This window comes from Tenacibaculum sp. 190524A02b (assembly GCF_964036645.1).
Classification (GTDB): domain Bacteria; phylum Bacteroidota; class Bacteroidia; order Flavobacteriales; family Flavobacteriaceae; genus Polaribacter; species Polaribacter vairaonense.
Genome location: NZ_OZ038525.1, coordinates 225,052 through 241,333, shown reverse-complemented (window position 1 = coordinate 241,333; position 16,282 = coordinate 225,052). Strand labels below are relative to the sequence as shown.

Genomic DNA, 16,282 nt, shown 5'->3' with positions numbered 1-16,282 from the left:
AAAAAGTTTCTATTTAAATACAACTTTGCATTGTAATTTTTAATTAAAAAAACAACATCATGAAACTTTTAAAATTCACCCCTATAGTTTTACTTATACTATCTAGTAATCTATTCATTTCGTGTAATAACGATGATAATGATAACCCTGATATTAATTTACCTACCCTTGAAGGTAATACTGTAACTGTACATAATACCTACGAAGATTTCAATGTTCAAGAAATTTCCTTTGCAGCTTATTTAGATTATGCTTTTAAAGATGCTGCCGTTGAATTCCCTGAAACATTAAAGGCTGATTTAACTTCAGGTGGAGGGCCTAAAATTAATCCTTTGTACGCTATCAATTTATCTGAAAACACCATTGAGTTCAAATTATTACCAAAGGCAGACGATGCTTTTTGGAAAGAGAATTATAGAACTTTAGAAGCTGGTGTTAAAGATAGATATTACTTAACTTTTGATGCCCCACATAATGTAGATAGTTTTACCTCTAATAATGCTGCTATTAACTTAAGAGTTGACTCAGATAAAATATTAGTAGTAGAAGTTGGTGAAGGGTTTGAGTTTAGACCTGATTCTGAATTTACATTAACTTTAAAAGCTAAAAATGCTGGTAGTACCCCTCTTACTAATGGAGCTAAAGTAACTGTTAAAAACACATATGCTGATTCTCAAGTTAATGAAATTTCATTTGCTGCTTATTTAGATTATGCTTTTAAATCTAATTTAGGCGAAGATGGACTAAACTTAACTGCTAATATTATAAATGAAGGTGTTGCTTTAGGTGCCAATGGTTTAGACTTAACTGCTATAGTAAGCAATAATGCAGTTGAATTTCCTGATGTTTTAAAAGTAGACTTAACTCCTAATGGAGGTTTTCCAATTAATGGATTATATAGTATTAACTTAACAAGTAATACGATTGATTTTAATTTATTACCTAAAGCTGAAGATCCTTTTTGGAAAGAAAACTATAGAGTTCTAGAAGCTGGTGTTAAAGACAGGTACTATCTTACTTTTGAAAGTGCTCATGGAGTAACTTCGTTTACAAGTAATAATCCAGCAGTAAATCTTCGTATTGATTCCGCTAATGTATTAGTTGTAGAAATTGGTGAAGGATTTAACTTTTTCCCAGAATCAAAATTTAGTATTACTTTAAAATAGAAACACTCAAAATAACATCCCTTTTTAAATTCCCCTTATTAACATTTATTAATGTTTATCTAAAAAATACGATTCTTTTTCAGAATCGTATTTTTGTTTTTATAAAAAAGCGAGAAATTCTTAAAGAAAAATCTCGCTTAAAATTTGGTTACTTAACTTTAGTTTTATTTAATTATTTTACTAAAATCTTTTTTCTACTGACTGTTCCATTTTCATCTTCTAACACACATAAATAAACTCCAGGTGCCAATCCTGTGGTATTAAGCGGTTGTTTATGTTTCCCTAACGATTTTCGCTTCTTAGAAAAAACGCTGTGCACAACAAGATTATCAAGCGTTCTAATTGTCATACTCAAACCTTTAACCGGTTTATTAACCTTATAATTTATGGATGTTACCTCTCGGAATGGGTTAGGATAATTATCTACAATAGTAAATGCCTGACTTGGTGTTGCATTACAACTTCCTGTTTTTTCCCATACTTGCCATGGACCTGAATTATTAGTTGGGTTATGGTTTTTAGTCCACCATTTAGCTCTATACAAATCTCCTTGATGACTCACAACATCATCTTTTACATATACAGCATCTTGATTCCACTTTTTAGCTGTACCGCAGTCATCTCCTCCACCGTCATCATCTCCTCCACCATCATCATCTCCTCCGCCATCATCGTCCCCTCCACCAGTATCACCATCACTACTAGCTCCTCCAGATCTTACTACATTAATATCGCTTACAGAATAAAAAGCTTCATGGCTATGCGTAAACTCTCTTTGCCATACACTATATAAAGCTGCTCTTTTTCCTATGTACGAATCAGGAATCGTAGCTTTAATTACAGTAAAATCTTCTGCTGGTCTTTTTCCTACATGACCAATTTCTATTAAGTCATCCCAATTTAAAGGTTTAGACGGATCCCAATCTAATGGTGTAATATATACTTTGTAATATTCTGTTCTATGCGGCGCCGTATTTTGCCACTTAACATATATATCTCCATAATTAACTTTTGTTGTTCTCCAATCATTTTGTGAAGGCCAATTTATCAAAGCATCAAGGCAACCAAATTTACCTGGGTTTCCTCCGCTGGCAAGTTGTCCATCAGGAACATAGTTTCGATGTTTTCCATAATCAGTATGGGGTTGTAAAATAGATCTCCATTCATAAATTGCGCCTCCACAAGGCTGACAATTATTTCCGGTTGGGTTTTCATGACACTGTTTTATTCTACTTTTTGGCCAAATTACTGTTCCGTGAGAAAATACCGGTTCAGACATGGAAGTAAATAATAAACTAAGTAAAATTAATTGTAGTGTCTTCTTTAAACCAAAGTTGGTTTGTTTAACTAGAAGGGTTGTCATAAAATTTAAAAGTTTTTGGTTAGTGTTCAGAAGTTTTTAAAAAAAACAATCTTTTTAAAACTTTTTATACGAACAACTTAAAAACACACACAAACAACTCTTTTAAAACAACTTAAAAACAAAACTTCTATTTAACCCTTTCAATTTATAGCATTGATTTTATTATTATTTTTTCTCAAAAAAGTATAAATTAGTACAACCAAGAAAATAATATCAACTATAACATTCTTATGACAAGTATAAGCATTGAAAAAATTTTAAATTTAATACAAGAAAAAGCTATTGAATATATTCCTAAATTACTTTTAGGAGCTATTATTCTATGGTTAGGAATGAAATTAGCAAATAGACTTATTGCTTTTTTAAATAAAACACTGAAAAAAGCTGGTTTTGATGATACTATTAGACCTTTTTTAGTGTCAATGTTTAACTTTATTCTCAAAGGGGCATTACTTTTAGTAACCGCCTCAATTTTAGGAGTAAATCTTTCTAGTTTAGTTGCTCTTCTAGCCGCTATTGGATTTGCCATAGGTATGGCTTTACAAGGAAGTTTAGGGAATTTTGCTTCTGGAATTTTAATTCTTACTTTAAAACCTTATAAATCTGGCGACTGGATTCAAGTAGAAGATAAATTTGGTAAAGTAGAAGAAATAGGTATTTTTAGCACTACCATTGTTTCTCCTGGTAATAAAACTTTAATTATACCAAACTCTAAAATTACAGATGGAGTAGTTACTAATTTTTCTAAAAAAGGAATTGTTAGATTGGAAATTAGTGTAACCATGCCTTATGCTGAAAGCTTTCCTAGAGTTAGAAGTATTATTAAAACCTCTATTAAAAACATAGACAATATTTTAGAAGACCCAGTAACCGAAATAGGTATTGAAAACTTTGATTCTCATAGTATTGAAGTAGCTGTACGTCCATATGTACATCCTGAAAACTTTTGGCAAGTTACTTTTGACACGCATGAAGCTATAAAAAAAGCTTTTAGCGATCATAAAATTCAAGTTGCCTATTCTGAGGGAATTGAATTAGGTGCCATTGGAAGTTAAGTCAATACTTTTTTATTTTCAACTGATATTTCTGAACCTTCTAACAAAAACACGGAACTAGGTAGTTCACTTTCTAAAAAAGTAAAATCTTCTCCATACGTTTTTAAAAAGTCAACAACTATTTTGTAAGCATTAACTGGATAATATTTCCAACTTGGGTGTTTTACTTCATATTCCGTAGTTTTGTCTTTATCTTTTGCATAGCCCCAATAATGCTCAGCTATAAATTCTATTTCTGAGTTATCTTTCATTTCCTTTTTCTTATTTTCTGTTTCAACTCTTATTTCATTCCAACTACTATTAGTTTTCCATTGGTAACTTATTTTTAATCTTTCGTTATTTTCGTCCCATGTATGTTTCATGGGTAAAGTTTGATAATTCTCTTTGTAAATAGTATTGGCTACAAAAGTTATGGCTGGTTTAGGTACAATTTCCTTAATAAAAACTACTCCTCTTTTCCATTCATTTCCTTCTTTTCTTTTTACATAAAAACGGAGATTTACTTCTTCAAAGTTTATATGAAAAGGAACTTTCACCCCTAATAACTTTGTGTTTAAAAACATAAAACCTACTACACTTACGTAATAAGAACCATTATAAGAATCTAATTCAGTGCCATTAGGTAAATACTTCTCTAAAACTTCAGGTTTTACCTTATAGTTTATCATGATTAACTTCCTCCATTCTGCTCTTAAAAAACTCATATTTTTTACTAATTTTACGATAACTTAAACTTTGCTATCTATCTGTTATTAAAATTTCTTTCCATTTATCCGACTCTGCATATTCTTTTATTACTTGGTTTCTTTCTTTTAAAAACATTGTTAAATATTTTTTTAAAAATATAAAGTCTACTAGTTTTCCAAGAATTCCAAAAGGCGATGAAAATTCAAGCACATCAACTAAAGTAGTGCAATTATATATATTGGAAAAATAATGCTCATGGGTAAAATTCTTAAAAGCTCCTTTTACCATTGTATCTGCAAAATATTCTGATTCTTTACAACCTATTACCTTTGAGGTAAAGTTCTGATAAACGCCTAAATGCTTTGCTCTCTATGTAACTGTTTCTCCTAATCCAATTAAACCTTGAGTTTTACCAGCTATAGCTTTTTCATTTGTTTTTTGGGTTGCAATTTTATGTAATTCAATACTTCTTGATAAATCAAACACTAGTTTTTTATCGGCTTTTATTTTGGTGAATAACATGATAACTGACATAAACTTATAGTTTTAATTCTTGAAATGTTTTAGTGGTAAATGTAAATCCTAGTTTCAGTAATTTTTCTGGATATACATTTCTACTTTTTAATAACAATTCTGTTTCTGTTCCTATTAATTGGGCTCCTATTTTTAACAACCAACTTGGACTAGAAAATCCGAATGGTATTTTTAGCTTGCATTGTAATTCTTTTTGAAACTTTTTATTTTGAATAGGATTTGGTACACAAACATTATAAACACCAGACTCTTGGTATATTAAAAAGTCAATAGCTCTTATATAATCCTCTTCTGTCACCCAACTTATATACTGATTTCCTTTTCCTTGCTTCCCTCCTAGTCCTAATTTTGTCATTTGTTTCATTATTGGAAAAGCACCTCCATTATTTCCTAACACAATAGAGGTTCTTGTTATTATTTTCTTTGTTTTAGGTAAATGATAACTATTAAATACTTCTTCCCATTTTTTACACACGTCCATAGAGAAGTCTATACCAATTTCTCCTTTAGATTCTGTCATAATTTTATCTTCTGAATACCTATAAATAGTCGCTGAAGAGGACTGGATAAATACTTTTGGCGGAAACGCTAAGTCTTGAACAACTTCACATAATAAGGCTGTACTTTTTAACCTACTATTATAAATTGCAGCTTTGTTTTTTTGAGTATATCTGCAATTAACAGATTTTCCTGTTAAATTAATAAGTACATCTGCATGATTCAAAATTGATGTCCAATAACCTTTAGATACGCCATCCCATTGTAAATAATACACATTATCTACATTTAATTTTTGTTTTCGGCTTAAAATGTAAATTTGATTTTCTTTTTCTTTTTTATAATATTCAGTAAGCAACTCTCCCAAATATCCAGTGCCTCCAGCGATTACTATTTTCATATTTATATATTTAAAAGAATTAATAAGACTATAATTCTATAAAGAATCCATGTATAACTTAAATAACTTGGTAGCTCCAATAATTTCAACCTTCTTTTATGTTCAAAAAACATAAAACTTACGATTCCAAAAAATGAGCTTAAAACAATAAACTGTGGCAATGTTATGATAGCATTTAAAAGTATTAATTGTAGTAAACCTAAGCTTCCAAATAACGAAACCGTCATTAAATTTCCTATATAATTAATTGTTTTTTTAGTGTTTTTCCCTAGAAAGAATAAGGATTGAAAAACTATTTGACCTATGGCTAATAAAAACTCTCCTGTTAAACTTAGACTTGGTAAGTTTTTTATTAAAGGCGAAAAATATCTTAATGAATAAAAAGTTATTCCTATACTCAGAACAATAAATAACAATCTATATTTGACATTAAAATCAGGTTCACATACTAATTCTTCTTTTTTCTTTAATTCAGCTGGAATAATTACTTTTCGGTTGTAGGAAATAAAGGAATATAACTTTTGAAGTAAAAAATAAATTGGTTTAACATTTCCTATTTTTTCCACTAAGGGAAATGAGTTTCCTATTACCTTAAGTAAGCTATCAATACCATAAATAACTTTGTTTGTTTTTGTATCCACCAAAGCTATTTCATTAGTAGCTCTTTGAACATCTATATTTTTAATTTTCAAAGATTTTAACTGATTAAATGGCTGTCTACCATTTTTATCTAACATGTTAGCACGTATAAAAACAGCCGTATAAAAATTACATAATGGGCATTCTTTATCGTATAAAAGTGTATGATTTTCTAGCGTATTCATAGATTTATTATTGTTATTAATTACTATAAATCTTTGGTCATTCTACCTAGATTTATTTTTTCTGCTTTTGTAAATTTTATTTCTCTTATTTGACACATTTCTTTCCATAAATAATCATGACCTTTTAGCATTTTTGCAGTTCTCACTCTTCTTTGCATTGCCTGTTCTTCTTTAGGTAAAGCTTTTCTTTTTTCTCCTAACTCGCCATATAATTTTATCCCCGGATAACTAGAAAATTCACCTGTGAATAATGACTTTATCCAAAACCATTTATTATTATTTACTGCCAGAATGCATATTTTTTTATTGGTTTGACAGTTTGATTTTAGTTTCGCAGCAAATTTTTCAAAATAAAATCCTGTTTGATTGTCATTTAAAAAAAGTGAACCTATTGGCGTAACTGTTGGCTCATTATTAGCATTTACAGAAGCTATGGAAACAAACATATTTTCATTTCTACTTTTTTTAAAATGCTCCTTTATCGATACCCAGTTTTTTTGTAAGTCTATTATCATGGTTAAGTGTTTTAAGATTTTATACTTTTAATTAGATTGCTTTCTTCTATTTTTCTTCTGCTTCTAATATTTTCCAATAAAAACGAGAAGTAAATGGCTAAACTTATAGGAATAATAATATAGACTAAGACCAGTAGATAACTATTAAAGTTAAGTAACTCCATTATTAATAATAAGAATCCATAAAAAAACACCAATCCACTATATATAAATAACATACTCTTTTCTTTTTCTTTCATTTCTTTTAATTGAAACCATAAATAAGTAGCAATTATTAATTGATAACTTCCTAAAAATATTTGGCATAATACCCCAAAATATATTGTAGCATATAAAACTACCGTGGCAATAATCAAGACTCTATTTATTAAGCTCATATTATTTATATGTTTCATATTTTCAGAAATTTTTGAAAGTTTATTTGTAAATTTTTTTACTTTTTAATCATTTTTGTGAAATTAGATAATAACCAATGTTCATCTGCTTTGATAGCCTTATCTAAAATACCGTTTACCGTATTAGTAACTGAAGATAAATCTTCCATTAATTTTTTAAACTGTACTGCATCTTCTGAATCTTCCTTTACTTCTTCTTGGAGTTCAGCCAACACTTTAAGCACAGGTTCAATCTCTCGTTTCTTTCGTTCCTTGGTAACTTGTTTAAACAATTCCCAAATATCTTTATCCGCTACAAAAAACTCCTTACGCTCTCCTGTTATAAATTCCTTTCTTACAATCCCCCAATCTATCAAAGCACGAACGTTCATGTTTACATTTCCTCTTGAAATTTTTAATGCTTCCATAATTTCATCGGCAGAAAGTGGCTTCGTTGATGTTAATAATAATGCATGCACTTGTGCCATGGTTTTATTAATTCCCCAACTAGTAGCCAAACTACCCCAAGTATGAATATATTTTATTTTAGCGTCTTCTAATTTCATGAAGCAAACATACAAACTATTTTTAAAACTTTCAAAAATTATTGAAAATAAAATAAACATCATTTAACATTTAAAAATTTCTATAAAAAAATAATGTTAATTAAATTGAAAAAAATTTCCTAAGAACAAATGATACAATCTAAAAATTTAGCGAAGAGACTACAAGAGGTATATATAGATGGAAAATGGATTGCTAATACCAATTACAAGGAACAAATAGAAAACACAACTTGGCAAGAAGCAACTAAAAAAATCGAATCATTCAACACAATAGCAGTACTAACGTATCATATCAACTATTATTTAACCGGAATATTAAATGTTTTTAATGGTGGAGCATTGGAAATAAAAGACAAGTATAGTTTTGATGTTCCTGAAATACAATCAGAAAAAGAATGGAAAGATTTAGTTGATGAATTCCTTACAAATACGCATCTATTTATTGCTAAAGTAAATTCATTACCTGATACTATTTTAAATAGCTCTTTTGTTAATGAAAAGTATGGTAATTACGCTAGAAATATTGAAGGCGTAATTGAACATAGTTATTATCATTTAGGGCAGATAGTTTTAATTAAGAAAATAATTTCTACACAATAAAACTATAATTACTTCGCTAAGCTATTCTCATAAGATATTTATACATGAAAAACATTTTTGCATTTTTAATTTTGGTTTTATTTATTAACTGTTCTACTCCTAAAAAACAAACTGTTATTTATAATTCAGATAAACTAAAAATTGAAAAAGTTGGTAATAACACATTTATACATACTTCTTATCTGAAATTAAAAACAGTTGATAAATTTGGTTGTAATGGAATGATTTATTTTAATAATGACGAAGCAATTGTATTTGATACTGCAATTGATAATGAAGCTTCTAAAGAATTAATTAACTGGGTTAATAGTCAAAAAAAGACAATCAAAGCAATTGTTCCTACACATTTTCATGTAGATTGTTTAGGTGGATTAGAAGCTTTTCATAATACTAATATTCCTTCTTATGCGGAAGCTAAAACTATTCTATTAGCTAAAGAAGATAATAAAGAAATACTCCCACAACATCAATTTAAAAAAAGCAAAACATTTAAAATTGGTCAAACCACTGTTTTAGTAAAACATTATGGTGAAGGACATACTAAAGACAATGTTGTAGCTTATATTGCTGATGAAAATACACTGTTTGGAGGTTGCCTAGTTAAAACCATGAACGCTCCAAAAGGATTCACAGGTGACGCTAACATTCCACAGTGGCCAAGCACTATTCAAAACATAAAAAAAGAACTTCCTAACTTAAAAACAGTAATCCCAGGGCATGGAAAATACGGCGGCACTGAATTGCTAGATTATACTATTGAATTGTTTAACTAACATAATTTTGCTACATTAGAGAGGTTAAACCACCTCTCTAATATGCCAAAAAACATTTCACGTCTTTTTGACTTTACGTATTACCAACTAGAAAATTACCCCCAACAAAACTGTTTGGTTCACAAACACAAGAATCAATGGCTTTCAATAAGCACTGAGGATTATATAAAATATGCCAATACAGCTAGTAAAGCCTTATTAGCCTTAGGTATTCAACCAAACGATAAAATAGCCATAATAACCACTAACAACCAACCAAAATGGCATATTCTAGATATTGGTATTTTACAAATAGGAGCTGTTAATGTTCCGCTTTATCCTACTTTTTCAGAAAAAGACTACGCGTATGTACTCAATCATTCAGACAGTTTGTATTGTTTTGTTTCAGATAATGAATTATATGAAAAAGTGAAAGCAGTTCAATCACAAACACAATTAAAAAAGGTATTTTCTTTTGAAGAGCTTGAAACAGACTACGATTGGAATTCTTTTTTAACTCTTGGAAGTGATACTGATTTACAAACTGATATTGACAAACTTAAAGAAGCCGTACAACCAAATGATTTAGCTACTATTATTTACACTTCTGGAACTACAGGTACTCCTAAAGGAGTTATGCTTTCTCACCAAAATATAGTAAGCAATGTTTTTAATGTAGGTGGAACACTAAACATTACCACCTCTAAAAAAAGGGCTGTTAGTTATTTACCAATTTGTCATATTTTTGAAAGAGCTTCTTCTTATTATGCACAATACAAAGGTTTTGAAATACATTTTGCTGAAAGTATTGACAAGCTAGGAGAAAACTTAAAAGAAATACGTCCACATTTTTTAACTGTTGTTCCTAGACTTTTAGAAAAAGTGTTTGATAAAATTGTAGATAAAGGAAGTAACTTAACTGGAATAAAAAAGCGCTTATTTTATTGGGCTTTAGCATTAGGAGAACAGTATAAACCTTATGGCAAAAATGGTTGGCTTTATGAAAAACAACTCGCTATTGCTAGAAAGCTAATATTTTCAAAATGGAAAGAAGCCCTAGGAGGTGAAATTGAGTTTATGATCGCTGGAAGTGCCCCAATGCAACCCCGATTAATTCGTGTTTTTACTGCTGCTGGAATTCCTGTATTTGAAGGTTATGGAATGACAGAGACTTCTCCTGGTGTTTCCATTACCTACATGCACGATAATGGTTTTAAAATTGGAACAGTAGGACGTATACTTGATAATGTTACCGTTAAAATAGCTGAAGATGGAGAAATACTAGTAAAAGGTTCAAATGTAATGTTGGGATATTATAAAAACCCCGAACAAACCAATAAAACAATTATTGATGGTTTTTTACATACTGGTGATATTGGAGAATTAGATGAAGATGGTTTTTTAAAAATAACAGATAGAAAAAAAGAAATATTCAAAACCTCTGGTGGTAAATATATTGCTCCTGCTGTATTGGAAAGTGAATTTAAAAAATCACGATTTATAGAACAAATAATGGTAATTGGCGAAGGTGAAAAAATGCCTGCTGCTTTTATACAAATTGCTTATGATTTTGTGAATGAATGGGCTAAACGTCATGAATATGAATTATCTGATATTTCTACTGATGAAAAATTAATTGATAGAATACAAGAAGAGATTGACACACATAACCAAGTATTTGGTAAATGGGAGCAAATTAAGCGATTTGAAATTACACCTGATGAATGGAGCATTGAACAAGGGCATTTAACGCCAACTCTTAAAATGCGACGAAAAATTATCTTAGAAAAATATAATAATTTATATAAAAAAATATACAATCATCAATAAATCAAACAGTAAAGCTTAATTTGTGCAATCGGGGTATTTTTCATAATTTGCAGAGCCCAAAATTCGAATCTATGCCGATTGAAATAAAACGTCTATTTGATTTCCCATATTACCAATTAGAAAAATACAACCTATCAAAAGCTTTTACTACAAAGCAAAATGGTAAATGGGAGTCAATATCAACCAAAGAGTATATACAACAAGCTAACCAAATAAGTCGCGGTTTATTGCGTTTAGGTGTACAACCTGATGACAAAATTGCGGTAATTTCTACTAATAACAGAACTGAATGGAACGTTTTAGATATTGGTATTTTACAAACTGGTGCACAAAATGTGCCTATATACCCTACTATTTCTAAAGAAGATTATGAGTATGTATTGAATCATTCAGAATCTACCTATTGTTTTGTTTCAGATGAAACCATTTTAGAAAAATTAAATCAAATAAAATCCAATACTAAGCTAAAAGCTGTTTATACTTTTGATGATATTGCAGGAGAAAAAAGCTGGAAAGAAGTATTGGAATTAGGAGAAGATGATAGCAATCAAACAGAAGTTGAAGACCGTAAAAATGCTGTAACTCCTGATACATTAGCTACCTTAATTTATACTTCTGGAACTACTGGTAAACCTAAAGGTGTTATGCTTACTCATAAAAACATTGTATCAAATGTACTAAGTAGTGAGCAAAGAGTTCCGTTAGAATATGGTAAAACAAAATCTTTAAGTTTTTTACCAGTTTGTCACATTTTTGAACGTATGATATTGTATTTATATCAATACTGTGGTGTTTCTATTTACTTTGCTGAATCTATTGAAAAGTTGAGTGAAAATGCACAAGAAATAAAGCCTAATGTAATGACTGCTGTTCCTAGGTTATACGAAAAGATTTATGATAAAATCTATGCCAAAGGAACCGACTTATCTGGTATCAAGAAAAAATTATTCTTCTGGGCTATTGAGCTTGGTTTAAAATACCAGCCATACGGAGCTAATGGATGGTGGTACGAAAAACAATTAGGTATTGCTCGTAAATTAATTTTTTCTAAATGGCAAGCTGCCCTAGGAGGCGAATTAAAACTTATGGTTTCTGGTTCTGCTCCTTTACAAGCTAGGTTAACACGAGTTTTTGCTGCAGCAGGGATGCCAGTAATGGAAGGCTATGGACTTACCGAAACTTCTCCTGTAATCTCTGTAAATGACCAAAGAGGTGGTGGTTTTAAGGTGGGTACAGTAGGACGATTAATTGATGGATTGGATGTTAAAATAGCTGAAAATGGTGAAATTTTAGTGAAAGGTCCTAATGTAATGGTCGGGTATTACAAAGATCCAGAGAAAACAGCACAAGTGTTACAGGATGGATATTTCCATACCGGAGATAAAGGGGAAATTTCTGAAGAAGGTTTCTTAAAAATCACTGGTAGAACCAAAGAAATGTTTAAAACCTCTGGTGGTAAATATGTAATTCCTCCGTTATTAGAAGGAGAATTAAAGCAATCTCGTTTTATAGAACAAGTAATGGTGATAGGTGAAGGTGAAAAAATGCCTGCTGCCCTTATTCAACCTAACTTTGAATTTTTACGTGAATGGGCTAATCGCCATGACATTAACTTAGGAGATAATAAAGACTTAATTGCCAATCCAAAGGTTATTGATCGTATTCAAGAGGAAGTAGATAGCTGTAATGCTAAGTTTGGTAAGTGGGAACAAATTAAACGTTTTGAGTTAACTCCTGAGGAGTGGTCTATTGATGGTGGACATTTAACACCTACCATGAAAATGAAACGCAAAATTATTAAAGAAATTTATGCTGATTTATACGATAAAATCTACAGATGTTAATTCGTGTAAAATGGAAATATACAGCGTCATTACCTCAACAGTAATGACGTTCTTTTTTATTGTTACCTTTAAAAAATATAAAATACTCTTAGGTTTTCCCTCTAAATTAACCTAAGCCACTTATTAAATACCTTTTTGGCTTCCCTAAAAGTAGTTTACTTATATATGGAAAAGTTACATCGTTTTACTACTAACATAAATAATAGTGAGTTACCTACAAAACTTGATTATCCACATTATTATACACCAAATACTATTGCACAAATAGCAGCTAAAGAGTTACAGGAGTATTTACAAAAACAAACAGATTTCATACATAACTTTGGTTTAAATGGTAAAGAAAAAGCTGTTGGAAAAATGTTTGGAGTATTAGTTGTTAAAGATGTTCAAGAAAATCTGGGGTATTTATGTGCTTTCTCTGGTAAATTAGCCGATCAAACTATTCATAAGCACTTTGTTCCTCCAGTATATGACATTCTTCAACCAAATGGATTCTACTTAAAAACAGAAGAACAACTTAATAATATTAATAAAGAGATTCTTTCTATAGAAAACAATACAACTTACCTTACCGCTAAACAACAGTATCTTACTTTAAAAAATGAATATGATAAACTTTTAGTAACTGAGCAGTTTAAAATAAAAGAACGTAGAAAGCAAAGAAGAACATTAAATGAAATAGATAATCAAAAAAACATAAACGAAGAGTTTTATTTAAAAGAATATGCTGTTTATTTAAATGATAAACTAGCACCTTGTCAAAAAATATATTCACAGCTCCAAAAAAAAACAACTAAACTATCAAAACAACGTGCTGAACTTTCTGCTACTCTTCAACAAAAAATATTTGAACATTATCGTTTTTTGAACGCACAACAACAAACTCAAAATTTATTGCAATTGTTTGAGAGTAATCCAACATTAATACCTGCAGGTGCTGGCGATTGTTGTGCCCCTAAATTATTTCAATATGCTTTTCAACACCAGCTAAAACCTATAGCTTTAGCTGAGTTTTGGTGGGGAGCGCCTTTAGCTACTTCTATAAGAAAACACTTGCATTATTATCCTGCTTGTACTGGAAAATGTAAACCTATATTAAGCTTTATGTTACAAGGTTTACCCGTAGCTAAAAATTCGTTATTACATTCATTAAACCAACCACAATATTTAGATATTTTTTATGAAGATGAATCACTAGCTATTGTAAATAAACCTGAAGAGTTTTTAAGCGTTGCTGGCAAAGAAATTAAACATACTATAGAAAGTTTAGCAAAAAAACAATTTCCTAATGCTACAGGACCGTTAATAGTACATCGATTAGATATGTCTACTTCTGGAGTTTTAGTGATTGCTAAAACCAAAGAAGCGCATCAAAAATTACAAAAGCAATTTATTGAAAAAACGGTTCAAAAAAGATATGTTGCCTTGTTAAATGGTGTTATTACACAACAAAAAGGGACTATTAATTTACCTTTACGAGTAGATTTAAACGATAGGCCAAAACAATTAGTTTGTTATGAACACGGAAAAAAAGCGATTACACATTGGGAAATAATTTCTACAGACAACTCACAAACAAAAATCTATTTTTACCCAGTAACGGGTAGAACGCATCAATTACGAGTACATGCGGCACATCATTTAGGACTAAATACGCCTATTGTAGGTGATGATTTATACGGAACAAAAGCCAACCGATTGCATTTACATGCGGAATACATAAGATTTGTGCATCCTAAAACACAACTATTAGTTGAATTTACAATTCCCTGCCCTTTTTAAAACATATTTTAGTAATACCTTTCATGCGTTTATTGGGATATAAATCTTTCTTATACAATCACTTTATTAAAACTTATGAATCTCTTTCTTTTATTTATAGTAAATTTGCGTGCTGACTGAAAAGCCATATTAATAATTGTTTAAAAACGAAAAGAAGCTGTTTATGTTACAAAAATTGAAAAAGTATTTTATCCCTTTTATATTAGTATCAATATTATTAACCTCATCTTTGTACTTATACCCTAGAGAAGTACAGCTTCATAGTTATATTAATATTAAAAAGTTAAAAGAAGAACAGTTTTACCTTATTTTACTCTTTTTCATCATTGTTTGTATCATTTTTTTCTTAAAGAATATAATTCAGGAAATAAAAGAAAAAAAATCTCCTATTTTAATATTAGTTCTAAGTCATATTCTTTACTCTATATGTACATTTAATATATCTCAAGAAGCTTTTCTTGGAGTTGAACTGTATTTAAACCGACAGGAAAGTTTATCTGAACAGACGAAACAGTATAAAATTTCTTATATCAATAAAAGAGAAAATGGCTACTTTATAGAATCTCTCCGCCTTCCTAATTATAAAAAAAGTATAAATGTTCTTATAAAAATTGACTCTTTAACTTTTCATACTTTAAAAAAGTATAAATCTATAGTAGAAATAAAGTTTCAACAAGGAAGATTTGGTATAAACCACTCCCCTACTTTTGTTAAAGAAATTGAGCTATAAAACAATACGAAAATGTTTAAAAAAGGATTCACGTTATTATTCTTATTTTGTTTACAATCTTCTTTTGCTTGTTTATCTGCTGAGCAATTTAAAATATTTCCTTTTGGAGTAAATAAAGAAACTATAGTCACTTTTGATGTTTATATTAGTAGAGATTCTTACTTAAAAACTGATAAAGATAGTTTTAAATTCCCTAATGTTTCATGGGAATTAAAAACATATATTTCTGTGTATAATTCAGATACTACTTTAAAAAGTACTAAAGAGTTTTATTCCAAATCTATTGAAAAAGAAACCTACTTGGAGGAGTTAAATAGAATTTATTTAAAAGCTTATAAAACTGTAAAACAACAATACAAAGCAATTAATCTTTTTAAACCTGAACATATTTCATTCTGCGGTTTTCAAAAAAAGTGCAACATACTCTATGTTGAAAATGATACTATCCTTAATAAAAACTATCTGGTATATAAAGATAAAAAGCAAAGTATAAGTCTTAATAAGTTTTCTTCTTATAAAAAAAGTATGACTTTTTCTGATAATTTGACTTTCTATAATTTAAGTTCTATTAGAAGATTTACTACAAAAGGAATTCAACTTATTATTGGCCATTTAGAAATGGGGCAAGGTACTTCTATAGCAAATGAAAAAAAGCAAGCTATAAAGTTTGACACTTTAATAAATACTATTTATGAAGAACCACTTCTTCATCATGGTTATGGTTTTGATTTTTTCATTGTATATTCCCCCTAAAAAATAATC

At 29.6% G+C, this 16,282-nt stretch carries 18 protein-coding genes; 9 read left to right on the top strand and 9 right to left on the bottom strand.

Annotated features, from left to right (window positions below; translation table 11 throughout):
* Positions 1-59: 59 nt before the first annotated feature.
* Complete coding sequence (locus ABNT65_RS01040) at positions 60-1,166, top strand: hypothetical protein (RefSeq protein ID WP_348705769.1); 1,107 nt, start codon at positions 60-62, stop codon at positions 1,164-1,166.
* A 172-nt stretch (positions 1,167-1,338) separates the two neighbouring features.
* Here the strand turns inward: ABNT65_RS01040 and ABNT65_RS01035 are convergent, their stop codons facing one another.
* Positions 1,339-2,529 carry a lytic polysaccharide monooxygenase gene (locus ABNT65_RS01035; protein WP_348705767.1) on the bottom strand — a complete coding sequence of 397 codons (1,191 nt, stop codon included), beginning with the start codon at positions 2,527-2,529 and terminating at the stop codon, positions 1,339-1,341.
* 230 nt (positions 2,530-2,759) lie between these two features.
* Between ABNT65_RS01035 and ABNT65_RS01030 the strand changes: the two genes are divergently transcribed.
* Positions 2,760-3,584 (top strand): mechanosensitive ion channel, encoded by an 825-nt coding sequence (locus ABNT65_RS01030; RefSeq protein WP_348746919.1) that lies wholly within the window; start codon positions 2,760-2,762, stop codon positions 3,582-3,584.
* Here ABNT65_RS01030 and ABNT65_RS01025 read toward each other — a convergent pair.
* From ABNT65_RS01025 to ABNT65_RS00990, 8 genes are all read right to left on the bottom strand, one after another.
* Positions 3,581-4,288 (bottom strand): DUF2071 domain-containing protein, encoded by a 708-nt coding sequence (locus tag ABNT65_RS01025; protein ID WP_348705764.1) that lies wholly within the window; start codon positions 4,286-4,288, stop codon positions 3,581-3,583. The genes ABNT65_RS01030 and ABNT65_RS01025 overlap by 4 nt on opposite strands.
* A 34-nt stretch (positions 4,289-4,322) precedes the next feature.
* Positions 4,323-4,559, bottom strand: coding sequence for a hypothetical protein (locus ABNT65_RS01020; protein ID WP_348746918.1), 237 nt, complete (start codon positions 4,557-4,559; stop codon positions 4,323-4,325).
* An 81-nt stretch (positions 4,560-4,640) separates the two neighbouring features.
* A complete protein-coding gene (locus ABNT65_RS01015; protein ID WP_348746917.1) occupies positions 4,641-4,805 on the bottom strand; it encodes a hypothetical protein in 165 nt (54 codons plus the stop codon).
* 4 nt (positions 4,806-4,809) lie between these two features.
* Positions 4,810-5,703, bottom strand: coding sequence for a TIGR01777 family oxidoreductase (locus tag ABNT65_RS01010; RefSeq protein ID WP_348746916.1), 894 nt, complete (start codon positions 5,701-5,703; stop codon positions 4,810-4,812).
* Between the two features lie 2 nt (positions 5,704-5,705).
* Positions 5,706-6,527: a DCC1-like thiol-disulfide oxidoreductase family protein gene (locus tag ABNT65_RS01005; protein WP_348746915.1), complete on the bottom strand. Its 822-nt coding sequence runs from the start codon at positions 6,525-6,527 to the stop codon at positions 5,706-5,708.
* 23 nt (positions 6,528-6,550) lie between these two features.
* A complete protein-coding gene (locus tag ABNT65_RS01000; RefSeq protein ID WP_348736988.1) occupies positions 6,551-7,042 on the bottom strand; it encodes a pyridoxamine 5'-phosphate oxidase family protein in 492 nt (163 codons plus the stop codon).
* A gap of 11 nt (positions 7,043-7,053) precedes the next feature.
* A complete protein-coding gene (locus ABNT65_RS00995) occupies positions 7,054-7,437 on the bottom strand; it encodes a hypothetical protein (RefSeq protein ID WP_348736990.1) in 384 nt (127 codons plus the stop codon).
* A gap of 38 nt (positions 7,438-7,475) precedes the next feature.
* On the bottom strand, positions 7,476-7,982 hold the full coding sequence (locus tag ABNT65_RS00990) for a GbsR/MarR family transcriptional regulator (protein WP_348746914.1): 507 nt from the start codon (positions 7,980-7,982) through the stop codon (positions 7,476-7,478).
* Between the two features lie 129 nt (positions 7,983-8,111).
* On the opposite strand from ABNT65_RS00990, the gene ABNT65_RS00985 reads away from it, so the two are divergent.
* From ABNT65_RS00985 to ABNT65_RS00955, 7 genes are all read left to right on the top strand, one after another.
* On the top strand, positions 8,112-8,582 hold the full coding sequence (locus ABNT65_RS00985) for a DUF1572 domain-containing protein (protein WP_348746913.1): 471 nt from the start codon (positions 8,112-8,114) through the stop codon (positions 8,580-8,582).
* Between the two features lie 44 nt (positions 8,583-8,626).
* Positions 8,627-9,355, top strand: a complete 729-nt coding sequence (bla, locus tag ABNT65_RS00980) for a subclass B1 metallo-beta-lactamase (RefSeq protein ID WP_348746912.1) — start codon at positions 8,627-8,629, stop codon at positions 9,353-9,355.
* A 42-nt stretch (positions 9,356-9,397) separates the two neighbouring features.
* Positions 9,398-11,164, top strand: a complete 1,767-nt coding sequence (locus ABNT65_RS00975) for a long-chain fatty acid--CoA ligase (protein WP_348746911.1) — start codon at positions 9,398-9,400, stop codon at positions 11,162-11,164.
* Positions 11,165-11,235: 71 nt separating this feature from the next.
* Complete coding sequence (locus tag ABNT65_RS00970; protein WP_348705743.1) at positions 11,236-13,008, top strand: AMP-dependent synthetase/ligase; 1,773 nt, start codon at positions 11,236-11,238, stop codon at positions 13,006-13,008.
* Between the two features lie 165 nt (positions 13,009-13,173).
* Positions 13,174-14,790, top strand: coding sequence for an RluA family pseudouridine synthase (locus ABNT65_RS00965; RefSeq protein ID WP_348746910.1), 1,617 nt, complete (start codon positions 13,174-13,176; stop codon positions 14,788-14,790).
* Between the two features lie 163 nt (positions 14,791-14,953).
* Positions 14,954-15,520, top strand: a complete 567-nt coding sequence (locus ABNT65_RS00960; protein WP_348746909.1) for a hypothetical protein — start codon at positions 14,954-14,956, stop codon at positions 15,518-15,520.
* A 12-nt stretch (positions 15,521-15,532) separates the two neighbouring features.
* The gene (locus tag ABNT65_RS00955) at positions 15,533-16,273 is read left to right on the top strand and encodes a hypothetical protein (RefSeq protein WP_348746908.1); all 741 of its coding nucleotides are present in this window, start codon (positions 15,533-15,535) and stop codon (positions 16,271-16,273) included.
* Positions 16,274-16,282 lie beyond the last annotated feature (9 nt).